The sequence below is a fragment of the Geomicrobium sediminis genome, assembly GCF_016908595.1.
GTDB lineage: Bacteria > Bacillota > Bacilli > Bacillales > Marinococcaceae > Geomicrobium_A > Geomicrobium_A sediminis.
In genome coordinates this window covers 1-18621 of the sequence record NZ_JAFBEC010000007.1, presented here as the reverse complement: position 1 = coordinate 18621, position 18621 = coordinate 1, and the positions used below count along the sequence as shown (strand labels likewise).

The window sequence follows — 18621 nt, the reverse complement described above, 5'->3', positions numbered from 1 at the left end:
CGACTTGTTTTATAAAAGGACGGTGAGAAGCGATTCGACATTTAATGTGCGGCTTTATCGTAGTGTTGTTATTAACTGCATGTGGTGCGAACAATGAAGAAGAAATACCTGAAGTCACTTCAGAGACGATCACTACGTTACCAGAAGAAATACCTGAGGATTTCGATTTTTCGTTGTGGTATGGAATTACGGGTGCGAATGAAATCAATACGTATGAAGGGACGTATACAAAAGATCTTGCCGAAGGCGGTGACGTGACGACGGAGTTGGCATTAACGAACGAGGAAATGAATGTGATTTATGAACAAATGAGAAGCGTTGATATCTTGAACACACCGCGCTACGTTAGTACAACGACATGTGTACACCCGTACGATGAAAATCATTTAACGATGCGGTGAATGGAGAGGTAATTGAAAGAGAATGGATCCATGCAATGTGTGGGGCATCAGAAGAACGACTGGCAGAACTTGTTGAGACCATTCACCAGGAAATGATTGAACCAAGAAGCGAATACCAAATCTTACCCGAAGCAACTGGAGGGTATGACTAAGTCAAAACTGAATTGTACGTTCATACAGTAAAGCGATGGGGGACTGTCCCCACATGGGGTTTCGTGATAAAGTGAAACTAGATCATTCGGGTTAGAAAGTGAAGGGGCACGTTAAAATGAATGCTATCGGTATTATTGTGGGTTTATTATTGCTAGCTTTTTTCATAGCGAGCGGGTGGAAAAGTTTCAAAAGTAAGAAATCTTTTAGTGACCAACAAGAATTAATTGAACGGGCTCATTTGCATCGGTACTTTCATTTGAATGAAGCTGCCATGAATGAGTTATTAAATGATAATCCAACTGCTCCAAAAGTCATCATTAATGGTAAAACGTATTATCCATTAACGAAGTTTCAAAAATGGTACGCAACGAATACTAAGTAAACGATTATGAAAAATGGAGGTGATTCGTTGAAGTCTATTCTAGTGTACTTTGTATGTATGGCATTTGTTATCCACGTCGTCATGGATTCTTTTAATGGCGCTTATTGGCTACATAGAGTCGTAAACCTTGGATTCTTATTTGTAATGGCTTCCTTTATTCATCTCATAGACACGGAGATTAAAGAGCGACGTAGCAATAGAAAAAGACCGCTTAGTGACGCATAAGCTTCTTATTAAATTAATTATTTAAAAAATTACAATTAACCAAAAATACATGATAAAATAACTATAGTGCTAGGAGGACCGAAAAAGGGGATGGGTCTATGAACGTAAATGCTTTACATTTATTGGGGACTGTTAATTGTGAATTATCTAAAGATCGTGAGTTGGCGGGCGGTATCCGCTTTGCACTTCGTACAGCGAGTACGTTTCGTAAAGACCGCTTCCATTTCCACGATCTTGAGCATTTATTTGCTTTTGTTTATCGTCACGTCAATCAAGTAACCTATTTCGAACAGATCGTTGATGATATTATCACCCAAGTTGAAGACGGACATTTTGATAGTTATTATGTTTTGCGTAATGAATTGACGAATAGTCAAGAATGCCGAAAGGTAAAGTATTTCAGTTCGGAAGTCGTACGAAATCAAAACGAACAAGATGTGCATATTTATTTTCCTGCTCATTCTAAGCGGCAAGCCATTGGTTTTTAACGATTTTATCTTGAAACAAACATCGTGGTGATCTCTTGAAAAAGAAAAAGGATTTCTGTCAGTATGTTTTTATTAGAGGAAGCTTACTCGTAGTTTTCGGAAGTGTGATCATCTTTCAAAGTGGACGGTTTGGCACGTTTTTAGGTGATTATTGGTTACGATTTCAAGCGGGTGGTTCTGCCCCAAGCGCAGACTATGCCTTTGTGACGGAGAACTTTGTGCGTTCCATAGCGAACGTTGGCGTTGTTCTATTTACAATCGGTTTACTCTCATTGTTTGCCACACTCATCTTTCAAAAGTATCAAGCAGATGCGTGATCGTATAATAACTTGTATTAAAGGGTGTTCGAATGGAGATTTTATCAGAAGGAATGGAAATGGGATCCATACTATATTCATTGTTTGCATTTTTGATCGTAATTGCTCTCATTCTAGGAATTATTGTGCTCATTGTTTTACTTATAAAAGCGCTGAAGAAAAGCTAAACCATTCCGGTTTAGCTTAACGCTTGCTCAATCGCCTCGTAACTCCAACGTTCCAAATGCTTTGCTCGCTCAAGGTCTTTTGCAATGCCATCAACCGCTTTGATCTTACCTTTATAATAATAACCACCGTTTACGACATCATCTCGCAATGCGAGGGAAACACTCGTCCTTGCACCCTTTTCTGCGCTCAGGAAAAATGGACGTAACATCCGGTGAATCCCTTCACCAAATCCGTTGCTACGATCCACACCGAGAGAGGTACTAACTGCACCAGGGTGTACCGCCATGACGTTTATGTGGGAATGTTTTAGACGCTCACTTAGTGCGTGGACGTACCAAAGGTTAGCTAATTTAGACCTGCCATAGGCTTTAGCAATCGAGAATTCTTCCGTTAAGTTCGCATTACTCTCATCGAAATCTCCCCATTTGTACGCCCCAGACGATAAGATTATAATCCGTCCTCGGTTACTACGTTGTATTAGTGGCAATAACTGCTCGGTTAAATAAAAGTGGCCAAGATGATTGACGCCAAGCATTTTCTCGAATCCTTGAGCAGTTACTTCATTCTTTAATGTAACAACACCAGCATTATTGATAAGAATATCAAGTGAATCAAATCTTTTCTTAAACTCTTCAACAAATTCATGAAGTTGTTTTAAATCGTTAAGATCGCATTTCAAAACTGTAAAGTTACCATAAGGAACTTGTGCTAGTAGTTCTTGTTTTGCAATTTGTCCTTTTCGTTCGTTTCGACACGCAAGTACGACATTCGCTCCTTTTGACGCTAACGCTTTTGCTGTAGCTTTGCCGATGCCTGAATTGGCACCAGTAACAATGACCGTTGGGCTGCGCATTATACTCCTCCTTTTAGTAATCAATAACGAACTATTCCCTTATTCGTCCATTCTTGAAACAACGGTTGCGATTTACGTGATGGCTACCTTATGATGAAAGAAGTAGCATTTTGGGAGGCATGAACTTCATGTTAGAAAAAGCAAGACAACTATTACATAGTTACTTCGGGTACGAAACGTTCCGACCAGGACAAGAGAAGATTCTTACTCATGTGTTACAAGGTCAAGATGTTATGGGAATCATGCCTACAGGTGGCGGGAAATCCATTTGCTATCAACTTCCGTCATTGATGAATGACGGAATTACAATTGTCATTTCTCCATTAATTTCTCTTATGAAAGACCAAGTCGATGAACTCCAAGAAAATGGAATTCGTGCAACATATATTAACAGTACACTTTCTCATGAAGAGACAAATGCAAGAATACAACGATTGTACGCAGGAGAATATCGATTACTCTATGTGGCACCTGAACGTCTCCTTAGTTCAACATTCCAACAGGTGATTCAATATACAAAAGTAGATGTGATTGCAGTGGACGAGGCCCATTGTCTTTCTCAATGGGGACATGACTTTAGACCAAGTTACTTAGACATTCCGACATTTATTCATCGGTTTGAAGAGCGGCCGGTTGTGCTTGCTTTGACGGCGACGGCGACTCCTGAAGTGGCTGAAGACGTTTGTGAGTTACTGTCCATTCCATCAGAGCGCTTAATAAAAACGGGCTTTGCTCGTGAGAATCTTATTTTTTCTGTTCATAAAGGACAAGACACAGATCGATTTATCGTTGATTATATAAAACAGAACAAAGAAGAGTCAGGGATTATTTATACTAGTACCCGTAAGGAAGCTGAACGCATTCAGAACATGCTTAAAAAGAAATTCATTTCTGCTGGCATTTATCATGGTGGGATGTCGAGCGAAGAGCGTGCGCGTCATCAAGAAGACTTCGTTTACGATGAAGTAAGTGTGATTGTTGCAACAAATGCCTTTGGTATGGGGATTAACAAAAGTAACGTCCGTTACATTATCCATGCACAAATGCCAAGGACGATGGAAGCTTACTACCAAGAAGCTGGACGAGCAGGGCGAGATGGCGAGATGAGTGAGTGCATTTTATTGTTCTCCTCTCAAGACATTCAAGTACAACAGTTCCTTCTTGAACAAACGCAATATAGCGAAGAACGTAAAAAAGCAGAGTTTCAGAAATTGAGATCGATGGTCAATTACTGTCACACCGAGCAATGTCTCGAGCGTTATATTCTTGATTACTTTGGTGATGAACAGGCCTCAGATTGTGGTCGCTGCTTACATTGCAAAGACGATCGACAAGTCGTTGATGTGACACGCGACGGACAAATGGTACTCTCATGTGTGAGACGAATGAGAGAACGCTACGGGAAAACGATCGTCGCCCAAGTGTTAACAGGTTCTGCCAATCAGAAAATCCGAGACTTTAAGTTGGATCGAATTACGACTTACGGAATTATGAAAGGCAAGAAGCAAAAAGATGTAGTCGCATTTATCGATTTTTTAATTGCCCATCGTTATTTATCGAGCGGAGATGGACAGTTTCCTGTCGTTGCATTAACTGATTTATCGGGTGCAGTTCTACGAGGTGAAGAAAAGATCCTCAAAAAAGAAACGGTCCTCACAGAAAGAGCCGTTTCAAATGATGATCCGTTATTCCAGCAACTGCGGCAGATCCGCACGCAATTAGCGAAAGAACATGAAGTTGCACCATACATGGTTTTCTCAGACCAAACGTTACGAGAAATGAGTTCTCAAAAGCCTGAAACGAAGCAACAAATGCTTCAAGTCAAAGGTGTCGGTGAACACAAGTACGACGTATACGGAGAAGCGTTCCTGCATGTACTACGAGCTGAAGCTAACGGTGGGAGTAATGAACAAACTCCGGTGCTTTAAACTCTTCTTGAACAAATTGTTCATAGTACTCTTTATAGATCGGATAAAGGTTTTGCAGTCGTTCTAGGTGCTTTGCAATGCCGATTTTTTCAAATCCAATGAGTGAAGGCGCTTGGTCCAAATTCTTGCGACGGTAAAACAGCTCTTGATAATGAATGTTTGTTGTCGGTACGCCGTCATCAATGAGTTGTTTTAGCTTTTTTTCGCGTTTGAAAATAATGTTCATGTAATCTTCGAGCTGCTCTTCGTAATCTTTTCTCGTAAAGACCCCTTTATGATGAAGCGTAACAAAGTGTTCAGCATTGACTGCAAGCGTTTTTTCCGCCGACTCAAGCATCTCATCGATGTTTGAGTCGGCATTGTTGTACCAAGGACCAAATGATGTAAGGTCATAGTCCCCAACAACAATAACCCCTTCATCAGGAAAGTAAGGACAGCAAAAGCTCTCACAGTGACCTGGTGTGTGGATCATTTCTACTCGTGTACCAGATACGTTGAACGTTTCATCGTAAGGGTACACGTACTTTTGCCGGTCGATGATCTTTTCAAACCGTTTTACATCAGGCGTTTCAATCATCGCTTCAATTCCGGAAGCCCCGTAGATCGCATAATTACCGCCCGTTTTCATTAATTCTTCAATTGATACCATTTTCTTATGATCCAACCAGTTCACTTTTACATTCGCATCTTTAAAGTATGGAATACCCCATGTGTGGTCGATATGAAAGTGCGTAAGTAGAATGTCTTCCACTTCATACTGTTCGTTTATGTATTGGAATGCTCGTTTTCCAGCTCCAGCATCGATGAGCGTTGCTCGTTTTTGATCATCGATCACTGCAACCGTCGTTGAAAAGGGCACTCGGCTGCCGTTTTCACCTGGTATGACTTCAATTGATCCAATTTTCAACGTATTGATTGTTTCCATCTCCGATGTCCCCCTATCTAATCTCTATATCTATATTATACTGACGAATGGAAAGGGGATCCAATGAAGAATCCCCTTTTGCTCACAATAATGTGCGGATTGCCCAAAGTTCTGGGAAAAAATAATGGTCAATTACTCGTTTTAAGTAACTAACTCCAGACGATCCACCCGTTCCTTGCTTAAAACCAATAATGCGTTCGACAGTCTTCATATGACGAAAGCGCCATTGTTGAAACCAGTCTTCAATATCCACGAGTTTTTCTGCTAGCTCATACAACTCCCAATGTTCATCAACATTCTCATAGACATTTTTCCAAGCAAGTTTCACACTTTCATTAGTTTCATATGGTTTAGTGAGATCTCGTTCAAGAACGTCTTGGTCAATTGAAAAGCCTGCCTTATGAAGCGCTGCAATCGACGCATCATAAATGCTCGGAGCTAATAATGCCTCTTGCAGTTGCTCATAAATCGCTTCGTCCTGCTTATAAATCTCTAAACTGTGCTTCGTTTTGTACCCGAGTGCAAATTCAATTAAACGGTATTGATACGATTGAAACCCTGACGCCTTTCCAAGCGAATCGCGAAACTCAATGTATTCAGAAGGTGTAAGTGTCGCTAACACGTCCCAGCCTTGAATAATTTGTGATTGAATCTTTGAAACTCGTGCGAGCATTTTAAATGCGGAAGATAACTCACCATTCGAGATAGCTGTCGTTGCGGCTTTTAGTTCATGAATAATCAACTTCATCCATAATTCACTGACTTGATGAATAACGATAAACAGCATTTCGTCATGGTGATTAGACAGACGTTGTTGACTCGATAAAATTGAATCGAGGGATAAATAATCACTATACGTCATGTTCTCTTTGAAGTCTGTATGAATGGACGATTCGTTTTCAAATGCCTTTGGATGTTTTTTAGAATTCATGCGTTTCCTCCTTGATTTCGTGATTGTCTTGCATTAAAACTGCTCGCACAGGTGACCCATCGGCACCATGCAAGTGTAATGGTAATGCAGAAAGGAAATAGTTCCCAGCCTGAACATGATCCAACATAATGTTTTCTAAAATAAACATTCTGTACTTATGGATCTCATGATGAATTGCCATATCTTTGCTATCCAATGCATCAACGGAAGGGACATCAACGCCGATTAGCTTGACTCCTTGCTTTGAGAGCGTCTGAACGGCTTCTATTGTTAGCGTTGCAACGGCAGTGGGGAAGTGTTCATGATTGTTCGGTGTATTTGTTTTTAGTAACACTCGACGTGCATCGATGTTCTCAAAAGCAGAAGGGTGAATCGTTTTCTCGTTTGAAACGTCAATCACCACCGCATTGCCAATGAAAGGTTCAAGAGGAAGTTGATCGATTGTCCTCCCATCATTATCGACATGAAATGGGGCATCTACGTGCGTTCCGCTATGGAGGCTCGTTTCGATTTTTCCGATATTAACGGAGCCGGTTTCTGCTTTCGTGTAGACCGTTTCATAACGAAACGCAGTGTCACCTGGCCAGTGGGCGATGGAATTTGAAAACGGTTGACTAATGTCGATAATTTTCAAGAAACGACCTCCCTCGTTGAACTGAATCGCTCATATTTACACTCGCTCATAATTTCTTTTAACCGCTGCACAGTAATAAAAATATCTTCGTACGTATTATAAAGCGGCACCGGAGCAAGACGGATCCCATTTGGAGGACGTAAATCTGGAATGATTCCTTCAGCTTTTAATGCTTTTGCAATTCGTACGGCTTCTTCGTGCTCAAGATAAAGGTGGCCGCCTCGGGACTTTGCATCCCTTGGATTACTTATCGAGAAGTGATCGTTCGCCAATTCATGATCAATCAAGTCCATAAAGTAATCGGTCATACGTAAAGATCGTTCTCGAAGAGATGCTATGCCTACTTCATTAAACATTTCAAGGCTAGCGATCAATGGAGCTGTACTTAAAATGTGTGGTGTTCCGATTTGAAAAGCGCCTGCATATTCGGAAAAGACAGGTTCATGATTCATATCAAACTGCTTCGATTTATCCGATGCAAACCAGCCCGCAAGTCCAGGTTTCGTTCCAAAATGCTTTTCATGAACGAACAATCCACCAGTACTTCCTGGACCGGCATTTACGTATTTGTAGTTACACCAAAAAGCAAAATCTACGCCCCAATCGTGAAGCTGATGCACAGTGGCACCGATCGAATGACACAAATCAAATCCAATAAAGATTCCACGTGCATGCGCAGCTTTCGTTAATGCTTCCATATCAAGCACTTGACCACTTCGGTAGAGAACAGAAGGTAATACGATTAGCGCAATCTCATCGGTCATCGCTTGAATTAAGTCTTCTGTCGCGAGTGTCAGACCGTCTTTAGAGTTTACTTGAACGAGGTGTCCTGAAGGATCAAGTCCTTTTATTTTTAGCTGACTTTGCAGTGCGTAAATGTCACTTGGGAAATTTAACTGATCCGCCAGAATTTTAGTACGATTGTTTTTAGGTTGAAAGAAACTCGCAACAAGTTGATGTAAATTTACCGTTGTTGAACCGGTAACAATGACTTCCTCAGGTTTTGCGCCAACTAATGGGGCGGTATCGCGACCGAGTTTCTCGCTTAAATAAAACCAAGGATGATCTCCAGATGTCCACCCATCAATCGCATAGGTTTTCCAACTTTCTAACAGTTCTAATACTTTTTGTTCAGCAGGACGAGAAAGCAGACCTAGAGAATTTCCGTCCATATATACTTTAGAATCATCAATATAGAACAAATCGCGTTTTGATCCGACAGAATCTTGGCGATCGCGATTTTTCGCATCCTGTAACGTGAATGCTGTCATAGCTACTTCATCCTTTCTTGATATTATTATCGTAGTATGATTTTAAACGGAATGCTAGAGAACATTGCAAAAAACACCAGAACTTGAGGAGTAAAGAGTATCTTACCTAAGCTAAAGCCTTGTAAGTTAACGTGAAGACAAACTACAATTACGAGCAAAAGATTTCTGTTCATAACATTAACGCATTATCTCGGTGATGTGCCGAAATGAATACATGTTAAATTGCGGAATTGATTTCAGAAAATATTCAACACTTTGTAGAATGTTTTTTTGTCTTATGCGTATGATTAGATTAGGCGGTGTATATTTTTAGGGGGACGAGACCATGGCAAAGTTTTCTAAGTCAGAGATGATTTGTCTGTTGGCTGATTTGTGCGGCGTTCCAAAGAAATTTCTAGAAACTATGGATGACGAAGGGGTTCACAAGTTGTTTCATGAACGTCTAAATGTCCAGCGACCTTACACCATCGTTGAAAAACATAAGCAATCTTCCTGACGCTTCGAACCACGAAGCGTCTTTTTCTATACGTAAAACGATAAATCGCTTAAAATGGAGCAAGGAATTCATGGAGTAAGGATGAAGTACTGTGACAAATGATCAGCACCATATGGTGAAAATAGAGTTCACCGAAGAACACGAGCAAACGATGCGATTTACTAATCCTGTAGCGATCGTGTCAACAACAGAAGGTACTGAAGTTTTGACATGCCTACAAGAAATCGAAAACTGGACGAATAACGGCTATTATGCCGCTGGATATATAACCTATGAAGCCGGCGCTTACTTAGGTAAGGAACTGCCTATTAACGATCTTGTGCGTGACGAATCAGATCCATTAATTTGGTTTGGTATTTATGATAAACCGAAGTTATACCAACAGGCTGAAACAACAAACGAACCGTATCACGTCACGGGGTGGGAACAAGAAAGCTCGCGCGCGGTGTATACACAAGCCATCGCGAAGGTGAAAGATCATATTGCTCTAGGTAACACGTATCAAGTGAACTACACGATGCGATTACGTAGTCCCTTTCTTGGTTCAGCATATTCTTATTATGAGGTACTAAAAACGAAACAACGAGCACCTTACAGTGCGTACGTTCATGATGGTAAACGACAAATCCTCTCGTTATCTCCAGAGCTATTCTTCAAAAAAGAAGGTACAAAACTAACGACCAAGCCGATGAAAGGAACAATTCGTCGGGGAGTGACGAAAGACGAAGATGAGCAATTAAAACAACAGCTACACACATCTGAAAAAGATCAAGCAGAAAATGTCATGATCGTAGATCTGCTGCGAAATGATCTAGGAGAATTCGCAGAGATTGGCTCTGTTTCTGTTGATGAACTTTTTACAGTTGAACCGTATCCAACCGTATGGCAAATGACATCTACAATTACCGCACAAACCGATGATCAAACAACGGCAGCAAAAGTGTTACGATCTCTGTTTCCTTGTGGATCGATTACTGGTGCTCCTAAGAAAGAAACGATGAAAATTATTTCTCAGTTAGAATCATCTACTCGCGGGATCTATTGTGGATCAATCGGTTACTTTTCTCCAACAGGTGATGCATGTTTTAACGTAGCGATTCGAACTGCGACTGTTAACGATGACCACATTACGTACGGAATTGGTGGCGGGGTGACGTGGGACTCAACGACAGCTGGTGAATATGAAGAAGCGTTGCTAAAAGCAAAAATTGTTACTGATCACCGTTCGAATGTGGAGCTTTTAGAAAGCATCGGTGTACGAAATGGGCGGACGAAGCATATGGACCTGCACTTACGAAGGCTACATGATTCAGCAATGAAACTCGGCATAGCCTTCGATGAAAACAACATCCGCTACCAAGTCACTAAAGAAATCGAAAAGCTGCCAAGTGAGTCGCTGTATAAGCTCCGAGTTGTGTTAGGCTCAAAAATCACGGTTACGTCTCAACGGATTGAACCGATGGAACGACCACAACCGGTACAAATGGCCACATATCCAGTTGAATCTACCAACCCATTTTTAACAATAAAGACGACAGCGAGAGGGCTTTACGAGCAGCATAAAAACGAACATCCAAATGTGTTTGATGTACTTCTGTTTAATGAAAGAGATGAGGTTACTGAATTTACCATCGGTAATCTGGTCATTGAACGTGATGGGAATTGGCTGACACCCCCAGTTGAATCAGGTCTTTTACCAGGAGTTTTTCGAGAGCAGCTTCTACGCGAAGGCATAATTACAGAGAAAATCTTAACGAAAGAAGATGTGCAATGTGCAGATCGCGTTTGGTTAATTAACAGCGTACGAGAATGGGTTCATGTTCAATTTATAAATTGAAATCAAACATACGTTCTTATATGATATACTTTGCATGAAAGGGGGCGTCGTCAGATGTTTGATAAACCGAACCTCCAACAATTTATTCATGATTTAAGACAAAACGAGCACATTGCTCATTGGCATACAATCCCGGAACGAAAAGCGCATTATGCTGCAATGCCCACATCTCTTGATCGACGCTTACGTGATGTGTTTGTTAAGCGTGGAATTGATCAGCTTTATACGCACCAACGTTCCGCTTACGACAATGTGTTTCATGGAGAGAACATTGTTACGGTAACACCAACAGCATCTGGTAAAACGCTCTGTTATAACTTGCCGGTCTTACAAACGATCGCACAAGAGCCGGACGCAAGAGCGCTTTATTTATTTCCAACAAAGGCTTTGGCCCAAGACCAAAAAAGTGAACTGGCAGAGTGGATTGAATCATCAGGATTAAATGTAAATAGCTACACGTATGATGGGGATACCGCCCCTGCTATTCGACAAAAAATTCGACAAGCAGGACACGTTGTCATGACAAATCCGGATATGTTGCATTCTTCAATTTTGCCTCATCATACGAAGTGGGTATCCCTGTTTGAAAAGCTACGATACATCGTGATCGACGAATTGCACATGTACCGCGGTGTGTTTGGTAGCCATGTTGCAAATGTGATTCGGCGATTAGTCCGCTTGGCTCGGTATTACGGAAGTGAACCACAGTTCATTTGCACATCAGCAACAATTCGTAACCCTAAAGAACTGGCAGAACAGTTAACTGAACAGTCCTTTTCACTTATCAATAACAATGGTGCGCCTAGCGGGAAGAAGCACCTTGCTTTTTATAATCCTCCTGTTGTAAATCCATCATTAAACATCCGTCAAAGTGCTTCCAAAGAAGTGCGAACGATTGCAAGGCAAGTGCTTGAAGCGAATGCGCAATTAATCGTTTTTGCGAAAAGTCGAGTGCGTGTTGAAGTCATTTACAGTGATTTGCAGTCGATGATGAACAAGGAGTATGGTCCAGCTTCAATTCGAGCATATCGAGGCGGCTATTTACCAAGTGAACGACGCGCCATCGAAAAAGGCTTGCGAAGCGGAGAGGTGCGTGGGGTCATTAGTACAAATGCGCTTGAGCTAGGAATGGATATTGGTCAATTACAAGTGTGTGTATTAACAGGCTATCCAGGTTCCATCTCAAGTTTATGGCAACAAGCTGGACGAGCAGGGCGTAGACAAGATGAATCGCTCGTTATTTTAGTCGCTGGTTCGGCACCGATGGATCAATATGTGATGAATGAACCCGATTATGTACTCAGCAGTGAAGCAGAAGAAGCTCGAATTGAACCGAACAACGTGATGATCCTAATGGATCACGCGAAATGTGCAGCTTATGAATTACCATTTAAAGTGACGGATACGTTTGGTGGCATCGATATTAATGACATAATGGGGTATCTCTCAGATCAGCAGATCGTGCATTTACGAAAAGACAAATGGTATTGGATGAGTCAAGCATTTCCTGCTCACAACATTAGCCTGCGTTCAGCATCGCAAGAAAACGTCGTCATTATTGACCAATCTGAGACTGCAAAGACAAGAGTAATTGGAGAAATGGACCGGTTTAGTGCGATGACGTTACTTCATGAAGAGGCGATTTACTTACATCAAGGGCAACAGTTCCAAGTCGAACAATTGGATTGGGAAGAGAAGAAAGCTTACGTTAAAGCTGTCGACGTGGAATATTTTACCGACGCGAACTTAAACGTGAAGTTGTTCGTCATTGAAGCAGATCATACAGCGGATGAGAAGAAGTATAGTGCTTCGTTTGGGGATGTGGCAGTCACAATTATGCCGTCAATCTTCAAAAAAATGAAGTTGTCAACATATGAAAACATCGGATCAGGTCCAATTCATTTGCCGCAAGAAGAGCTTCATACGGCTGGAATGTGGCTTGATTTTGAAGAGGCGGACCTGTTATTTTACGGGCGTAATCGTTTTGAGAAAATGCTCGTTTCACTTAGTCATTTAATGCACCATATCGGTGCTGTTATGACGATGAGTGATCGCAATGACTTGCACACAGCTGTGCAAATAAAAGCCGATCACTCGGAGAAATCTGCCATCTTCTTATATGATCATTACCCTGGTGGAATTGGGCTTGCCGAAAAGCTGTATGGTCGTAAAGCCGAACTGCTTGAGCGTTCACAGCAAATGATGGCGCAGTGTCCATGCGAAGATGGATGCCCATCTTGTATTGGTGAAGGTTCAGAAGAAGGTTTAAAACAAGACGTGATGCGATGGGTTCAATCGCTTTTGGGTCGGTGATCGAGATGGACTTTAAGAAAAAACTAAAACGAATGCAGCCTCACCTTGAGACGCGTGAGGTGATGGATGTTCCGGTAAAAACGGAAGAACCAAGCCCTGAGTTTACGCAAACAAAAGCATGGGAAGCTTTCGACAGCAAAGTCGTTCATTTAGACGAAGGCATCATTGTCCATCGAACGAGACGATACAAATTGAACGATGTATTCAAAGAACACGGTGCGTTACAACAAACATTTGATCAATGGCGTTTAAAAGGAGCCGATGCTCATCCGCTCGCTCCTAATGAAACGACTCGTCCGACGGATTTATTGTTTTTCGATACGGAAACGACGGGGCTTAGCCACGGGGCTGGGAATATGATTTTCATGATTGGGACTGGAAGAATTGTCGATCAAGAAGTGATTGTTGATCAATATTTCTTGCCGGGCCCTGAACATGAGCTTGCGTTTTACACGTACTTTTTACAACAAGTTCACAACCTTGATGCGCTCGTCACATACAATGGAAAAGCATTTGATTGGCCACAAGTGAAGACGAGGCATACGTTATTACGTGAACAGCTGCCAAAACTTCCTGACTTTGGTCACTTTGATTTGTTGCATGCCGCAAGAAGGTTATTCAAACACGATTTAGAGTCTTGCCGTTTATCGCAAGTCGAACAAGACATCTTGAATTTAAAACGTACAGAAGATACACCCGGTTACCTCGCTCCAATGCTTTATCAAGATTATATGACGGAAAATGATCCCGATTATGTAAAAGGAGTATTCGAACACAACGAGCAAGACATTGTTTCGTTATTTCAACTTTACGTGGAATTATCTGATCGGGTGCTGTCAGGTGGGTTTTCAAACGGTGAGCGATATGAAGTTGCTCGTTGGTGGAAGCATTTAGGTTATGTGGATGATGCCATTCATGGATTTCGTGAAATGACAAATGAGGCGAATGAGTTTTACCGTTTATCGCTGTTTGAACTCGCATCACTTCTAAAGAAAACTGGAAACGCTACAGAGAGTCACTCTTTATTTCTTCAGTTGCTCGAAAGTAATGAGGGCAACATGCATACAGAGGCCGCAGAAGCCGTTGTGATTTACTATGAGCACGAGTTACGTAATTATCACAAAGCGCTTGCTCTTTGTGAACGTGTGATGCAAAAGAACGCGCTGAACGATCGTGAGCGAGAAAAGTGGTTGCATCGATCAGAGCGCTTAATTCGGAAAATAGGAAATGCAGGCGACTAATTATTTCCCGGGGAAGCGCAAAATCCGCCATTTTCTTACGTGTCTGCTACGTAAATTCGACATGGATTTGCCCAATCCTAATAAAATAGGTACTTGCACGATATCGCTCGCCTCCTCTTTTACATATTGTAGTAGTGAACTTACAATCAAGGAGGAGTTAACATGAGACATCATCACAAAGGGTGTGGCCATCACCACCATATGCAAAATCATGGCTGTAACGGAAATGGAAATGGAAACCAACCAATCGTGTTACCTGCGGTTGTTCACCCATCAAAAAACAGCACGTCATTTAGTGACCAAGAGTATATTATTCCAGAGGTACACCCATCGCACCACACGCACGTGCACAAAGACGTATACAAGCATGTTCATAGCCACCCTCATACAACAGATAACGTTTATAAGTGTGAAACAGAGCAATTCGACTGTGGACCTGGAAACGGTGCATTTGGCGGACAGATGATGAACAACAACGGTTTCGGCGGATACGGTGGTCACGGTGGTCATCATGGGAAGCACGGAAAAGGCTGCGGTCATCGCCCTTGGTAATGGCTAGCTGTCTGTAAGGACAACCATTTAGGCGAAAGTACCGACACATTAGTGTCGGTACTTTTTTAGGTAGTTGGAGGTGATTCTCACGCTTGAAATTGACTTTTCCACAACGATCTGAAAAAATATTGCTATACGATGGAAGAGATTATGAGTGTGAGGTGAAGCCGATGTCAGTAAATGCACAATTAGATGCAAAGAAGATTCTTGACAAAGAATTTAAGACGAGCATGAAAGGCTACAATAAAGAAGAGGTTGACCAGTTTCTCGATTTTGTTATTCAGGATTATGAATTGTTTCAAGAGCACGTGACGAAGCTTGAGAAGGAGATTGAGCAGCTTAAGAAGATGCAATCAACGCCGCAAGTTCAACGTCAACGAAGCGCTGCTCCGCAGCAACCTGAACGTGCACAAGCATCTGTAGAGACGCATTCAGCTACTCAAGTGGGTACGACCAATTACGATATCCTCAAAAGACTATCAAACCTTGAAAAAGAAGTGTTTGGGAAGAAGTTAAGTGAGTAACAGAGTCGTACACGTGTATGTTGATGCTGCTTGTGCTGGGGATCCTGGTGCTTGTGGCATTGGGGTTTTTTTGAAACATCCATCTGGAGAAGTAGAGCGAATTTCAAAACGAATTACTTCGACCCATATTCACGCAGCCGAATTTATTGCGCTAAAAGAAGGAATCGCATTTGCCCACGCGAAAGGATATCGCGAGGGGCGTTTTTTTACAGATTCCCAACTTGTAGACCAATCTGTTAATAAAGGCAAGGTTCAAAATGCAACCTATCGCCCGTTATTACATGACGTTTTACTTGAAAGCGCAGAGTTTGATTTGTTTTTTGTTAGTTGGGTAAGCTCTAGTAAGAATAAAGAAGCAGACCATCTTGCAAAACAAGGCATTCATAAACAAATTTAACACTTAACGTTGCAGAAAAGACTATTCCACGTTATAATACAGCTTGCGCATATGCTGGAACTCTTCGGGCAATCGCGCCGTTTCTTTAGAATCGGTGAGGAAAGTCCATGCTCACACAACCTTAACTGGATGTAGTGTTCGTGCTTGACGAAACAATAAGTCAAGGCAGCTTACTTGTAAGTTGACGGCGCTTGGAACACCTAAGTCAATGGATATGGTGAACCATCGTAACGTGCCACAGTGACGTAGCTTCTCGGAAACGAGAAGAGTGGAACGAGGTAAACCCCACGAGTGAGTAACCCAAAATATGGTAGGGGCACTTTTTCGGTGGAAACATACGAAAGAGGCGAATGTATCGCAGATAGATGATTGCCGTCGTCGTGTGAGGTCAATAGCCTTAGCACGTCGATACAGAACATGGCTTATAGAAGGTTTCCAGCCTCTAGAGGACCCCGTTTTCGGGGTTTTTTTACTTTATGCATGAAACTCAGTATAATCGTAGACGAACTGATAAAAGAAAGTAGGGGTATGAATGAGTGAGACGTACACATTCATTGCAACCGCAACGATGGGACTTGAAAGCATTGTCGCAAAAGAAATTAAAGCATTAGGATATAAAACAACAGTTGAAAACGGCAAGGTTATGTGGGACGGGCCAATTGAATCAATGATCGAGGCAAACCTATGGGTACGTACTTCTGACCGCATCAAGCTTGTCGTTGGTGAATTCGATGCATTTACCTTTGATGAACTGTTTGAGAAAACGAAAGCTCTTCCATGGGAAGATTTCATTCCTGTATACGGGGAGTTCCCAGTCGACGGTCGTTCGGTGAAATCGACGTTATTTAGTATTTCAGATTGTCAACGGATCGTGAAAAAGGCCGTCGTTGAACGATTGAAAGAAACATACAATCAAGAATGGTTCAAAGAAGATGGGCCGAAATTCCAATTAGAAGTTGCCCTTTTAAAGGACAAAGCAACGCTTACAATCGATACGTCAGGCGACGGTCTTCATAAGCGTGGCTATCGTCGATTACACAATCGTGCTCCACTAAAGGAAACGCTTGCTGCTGCACTAATTTCACTAACGAACTGGCGCTACGATGAGCCATTTTTAGATCCCTTCTGTGGTTCTGGCACGATTCCAATTGAAGCGGCCTTAATGGCTAAGAATATCGCCCCTGGCTTGTATCGTAACTTCGAATCTGAGCAATGGCCTTGGATTGATGAAAACCTTTGGGCAGAAGCTCGTGAACGAGCAAAAGCAAAAATAGTTGACCGAGAGATTCAAATTTACGGTTCAGATCATGACCGTGAGCTAATTGAGCTTTCAAGAGAGAATGCGAAACTTGCTCATGTACCAGAGATACAGTTTGAGCGAAATGCTGTACAAGACCTTAAAGCTCCAGCTGAACGAGGCATTCTCGTTGCAAATCCACCATATGGTACGAGATTAGAAGACGAGAAGACAGTCAAGCGTATTTATACGCAACTCGGTGATGTCGTGCAAGATCACTTCCCATTCTGGTCGGTTTATGTCATTACTGCGAATGAACAATTTGAAGAAGCTTATGGCGAAAAGGCTACAAAGAAGCGTAAATTGTATAACGGGAACATCAAGACGGATTATTATCAGTTCTGGGCAAAGCGCAAATAGCATATTTCTCCTTAAAAGTGCGTATACTAACGATATGTTTTTTTAAGGAGGCATGGACGTGTTCAAAACTGAATACAATTATCTTGAGCTCAAACAAATACAATCGGCAATTACTTCTACAAAGGATTCACTCACTTATGTAAATTTAACGACTGAACAACAGGCAAACGTAAATAATGCAATGAGTGCGGCCCATGTCGCATATCAACGAGCTCATGACTACGTTTTCTATCGACGTATAAACTGCTGAACGTTCAGCAGTTTTTCTTATGGCTTTTTTGAATGCAAGAGAGCCGCACGTCAACGTTTAGTATGATAAGATTTTAGAGAACTACTAAACATGGAATGAATTGATTACGTAACGAAGTAAGGAGGAAGTAAAATCGTGAGTTTCCAAAACCCTTCAAGAGAAGAGATTGGTAAGATTCTAACGAAAGCAAAACGCATTGCGGTCGTCGGCTTGTCTGATGATCCTTACCGTACGTCTAATAGTGTGTCTCAAGCGATGCAAGATGCAGGATACGAAATTATTCCTGTAAATCCAATGATTGATGAGGCGTTAGGCGTTAAAGCTGTTTCTTCATTGTCTGAAGTCGAAGGTCCTATTGATATTGTCAATGTGTTCCGACGCAGTGAGTTTGTTGTTGATTTAGCGAAAGAGGCAGCAAAAACGAATGCTAAAGTATTTTGGACTCAACTGAACGTTGTGAGCGATGAAGGTGCAACAATTGCGGAAGATGCTGGTATGACCGTTATTATGGATCGATGTATTAAAGTAGAGCATAGCATCACCACATAGAAATAGAAAAACCCCCTTCTTTCAAAGAAGGGGGTCAGATTGTCGAGAAAGCCTTGGTTCTGTGAACCAAGGCTTTCTCTTATGGTCTTTGAATTGGTTCCAATGACGATTTTTTTGGTGAAAAGTATA

At 41.8% G+C, this 18621-nt stretch carries 22 protein-coding genes and 1 other RNA gene; 18 read left to right on the top strand and 5 right to left on the bottom strand.

Annotated elements, in window-relative coordinates:
* Window positions 1-62 precede the first annotated feature (62 nt).
* The 7 genes from JOD17_RS12070 to JOD17_RS21555 all read left to right on the top strand — a co-directional run bounded on the left by JOD17_RS12070 (window position 63) and on the right by JOD17_RS21555 (window position 2133).
* Complete coding sequence (locus tag JOD17_RS12070) at window positions 63-401, top strand: hypothetical protein (RefSeq protein ID WP_204698024.1); 339 nt, start codon at window positions 63-65, stop codon at window positions 399-401.
* On the top strand, window positions 398-553 hold the full coding sequence (locus JOD17_RS12065) for a hypothetical protein (protein ID WP_204698023.1): 156 nt from the start codon (window positions 398-400) through the stop codon (window positions 551-553). Before JOD17_RS12070 ends, JOD17_RS12065 begins: the two co-directional genes overlap by 4 nt.
* 116 nt (window positions 554-669) lie before the next feature.
* Entirely contained in the window at window positions 670-936 is a 267-nt protein-coding gene (locus JOD17_RS12060) for a DNA-binding protein (protein WP_204698022.1), read from the top strand.
* A gap of 27 nt (window positions 937-963) precedes the next feature.
* Entirely contained in the window at window positions 964-1161 is a 198-nt protein-coding gene (locus tag JOD17_RS12055; RefSeq protein ID WP_204698021.1) for a hypothetical protein, read from the top strand.
* 98 nt (window positions 1162-1259) lie between these two features.
* Window positions 1260-1649 carry a hypothetical protein gene (locus JOD17_RS12050; RefSeq protein WP_204698020.1) on the top strand — a complete coding sequence of 130 codons (390 nt, stop codon included), beginning with the start codon at window positions 1260-1262 and terminating at the stop codon, window positions 1647-1649.
* Between the two features lie 35 nt (window positions 1650-1684).
* On the top strand, window positions 1685-1966 hold the full coding sequence (locus JOD17_RS12045; protein WP_204698019.1) for a hypothetical protein: 282 nt from the start codon (window positions 1685-1687) through the stop codon (window positions 1964-1966).
* Between the two features lie 32 nt (window positions 1967-1998).
* Window positions 1999-2133: a hypothetical protein gene (locus JOD17_RS21555; RefSeq protein ID WP_275581801.1), complete on the top strand. Its 135-nt coding sequence runs from the start codon at window positions 1999-2001 to the stop codon at window positions 2131-2133.
* Between the two features lie 11 nt (window positions 2134-2144).
* Here JOD17_RS21555 and JOD17_RS12040 read toward each other — a convergent pair whose 3' ends face one another.
* Window positions 2145-2987, bottom strand: a complete 843-nt coding sequence (locus tag JOD17_RS12040) for an SDR family oxidoreductase (protein ID WP_204698018.1) — start codon at window positions 2985-2987, stop codon at window positions 2145-2147.
* A 128-nt stretch (window positions 2988-3115) separates the two neighbouring features.
* Here JOD17_RS12040 and recQ point away from each other — a divergent pair, with 128 nt between their 5' ends.
* Window positions 3116-4915 carry a DNA helicase RecQ gene (gene recQ, locus JOD17_RS12035; protein WP_204698016.1) on the top strand — a complete coding sequence of 600 codons (1800 nt, stop codon included), beginning with the start codon at window positions 3116-3118 and terminating at the stop codon, window positions 4913-4915.
* Here recQ and JOD17_RS12030 read toward each other — a convergent pair.
* From JOD17_RS12030 to kynU, 4 genes are all read right to left on the bottom strand, one after another.
* Complete coding sequence (locus JOD17_RS12030) at window positions 4878-5840, bottom strand: MBL fold metallo-hydrolase (RefSeq protein ID WP_204698014.1); 963 nt, start codon at window positions 5838-5840, stop codon at window positions 4878-4880. The genes recQ and JOD17_RS12030 overlap by 38 nt on opposite strands.
* Window positions 5841-5922: 82 nt before the next feature.
* Complete coding sequence (gene kynA / locus JOD17_RS12025; RefSeq protein ID WP_204698013.1) at window positions 5923-6771, bottom strand: tryptophan 2,3-dioxygenase; 849 nt, start codon at window positions 6769-6771, stop codon at window positions 5923-5925.
* Window positions 6761-7405: an arylformamidase gene (kynB, locus tag JOD17_RS12020; protein WP_204698012.1), complete on the bottom strand. Its 645-nt coding sequence runs from the start codon at window positions 7403-7405 to the stop codon at window positions 6761-6763. Before kynB ends, kynA begins: the two co-directional genes overlap by 11 nt.
* Window positions 7402-8676: a kynureninase gene (gene kynU, locus JOD17_RS12015; protein ID WP_204698011.1), complete on the bottom strand. Its 1275-nt coding sequence runs from the start codon at window positions 8674-8676 to the stop codon at window positions 7402-7404. The genes kynB and kynU overlap by 4 nt, the downstream gene beginning before the upstream one ends.
* A gap of 325 nt (window positions 8677-9001) precedes the next feature.
* Between kynU and JOD17_RS12010 the strand changes: the two genes are divergently transcribed.
* The 10 genes from JOD17_RS12010 to JOD17_RS11965 all read left to right on the top strand — a co-directional run bounded on the left by JOD17_RS12010 (window position 9002) and on the right by JOD17_RS11965 (window position 18492).
* Window positions 9002-9172 carry a hypothetical protein gene (locus JOD17_RS12010; RefSeq protein ID WP_193745426.1) on the top strand — a complete coding sequence of 57 codons (171 nt, stop codon included), beginning with the start codon at window positions 9002-9004 and terminating at the stop codon, window positions 9170-9172.
* Window positions 9173-9263: 91 nt separating this feature from the next.
* Entirely contained in the window at window positions 9264-11009 is a 1746-nt protein-coding gene (gene pabB / locus JOD17_RS12005; protein WP_204698010.1) for an aminodeoxychorismate synthase component I, read from the top strand.
* A gap of 54 nt (window positions 11010-11063) precedes the next feature.
* Window positions 11064-13322 carry a DEAD/DEAH box helicase gene (locus JOD17_RS12000; protein WP_204698009.1) on the top strand — a complete coding sequence of 753 codons (2259 nt, stop codon included), beginning with the start codon at window positions 11064-11066 and terminating at the stop codon, window positions 13320-13322.
* Window positions 13295-14563 carry a ribonuclease H-like domain-containing protein gene (locus JOD17_RS11995; RefSeq protein WP_204698008.1) on the top strand — a complete coding sequence of 423 codons (1269 nt, stop codon included), beginning with the start codon at window positions 13295-13297 and terminating at the stop codon, window positions 14561-14563. Before JOD17_RS12000 ends, JOD17_RS11995 begins: the two co-directional genes overlap by 28 nt.
* Before the next feature lie 162 nt (window positions 14564-14725).
* The gene (locus JOD17_RS11990; protein WP_239575491.1) at window positions 14726-15115 is read left to right on the top strand and encodes a CotD family spore coat protein; all 390 of its coding nucleotides are present in this window, start codon (window positions 14726-14728) and stop codon (window positions 15113-15115) included.
* Between the two features lie 170 nt (window positions 15116-15285).
* Complete coding sequence (gene gpsB / locus JOD17_RS11985) at window positions 15286-15639, top strand: cell division regulator GpsB (RefSeq protein WP_042360022.1); 354 nt, start codon at window positions 15286-15288, stop codon at window positions 15637-15639.
* On the top strand, window positions 15632-16036 hold the full coding sequence (locus tag JOD17_RS11980; RefSeq protein ID WP_204698006.1) for a reverse transcriptase-like protein: 405 nt from the start codon (window positions 15632-15634) through the stop codon (window positions 16034-16036). Before gpsB ends, JOD17_RS11980 begins: the two co-directional genes overlap by 8 nt.
* 60 nt (window positions 16037-16096) lie before the next feature.
* Window positions 16097-16466: RNase P RNA component class B (rnpB, locus tag JOD17_RS11975), an RNA gene on the top strand.
* Between the two features lie 102 nt (window positions 16467-16568).
* Entirely contained in the window at window positions 16569-17693 is a 1125-nt protein-coding gene (locus tag JOD17_RS11970; RefSeq protein ID WP_204698004.1) for a THUMP domain-containing class I SAM-dependent RNA methyltransferase, read from the top strand.
* Between the two features lie 385 nt (window positions 17694-18078).
* Window positions 18079-18492, top strand: a complete 414-nt coding sequence (locus JOD17_RS11965; RefSeq protein ID WP_042414088.1) for a CoA-binding protein — start codon at window positions 18079-18081, stop codon at window positions 18490-18492.
* Window positions 18493-18621: the final 129 nt, after the last annotated feature.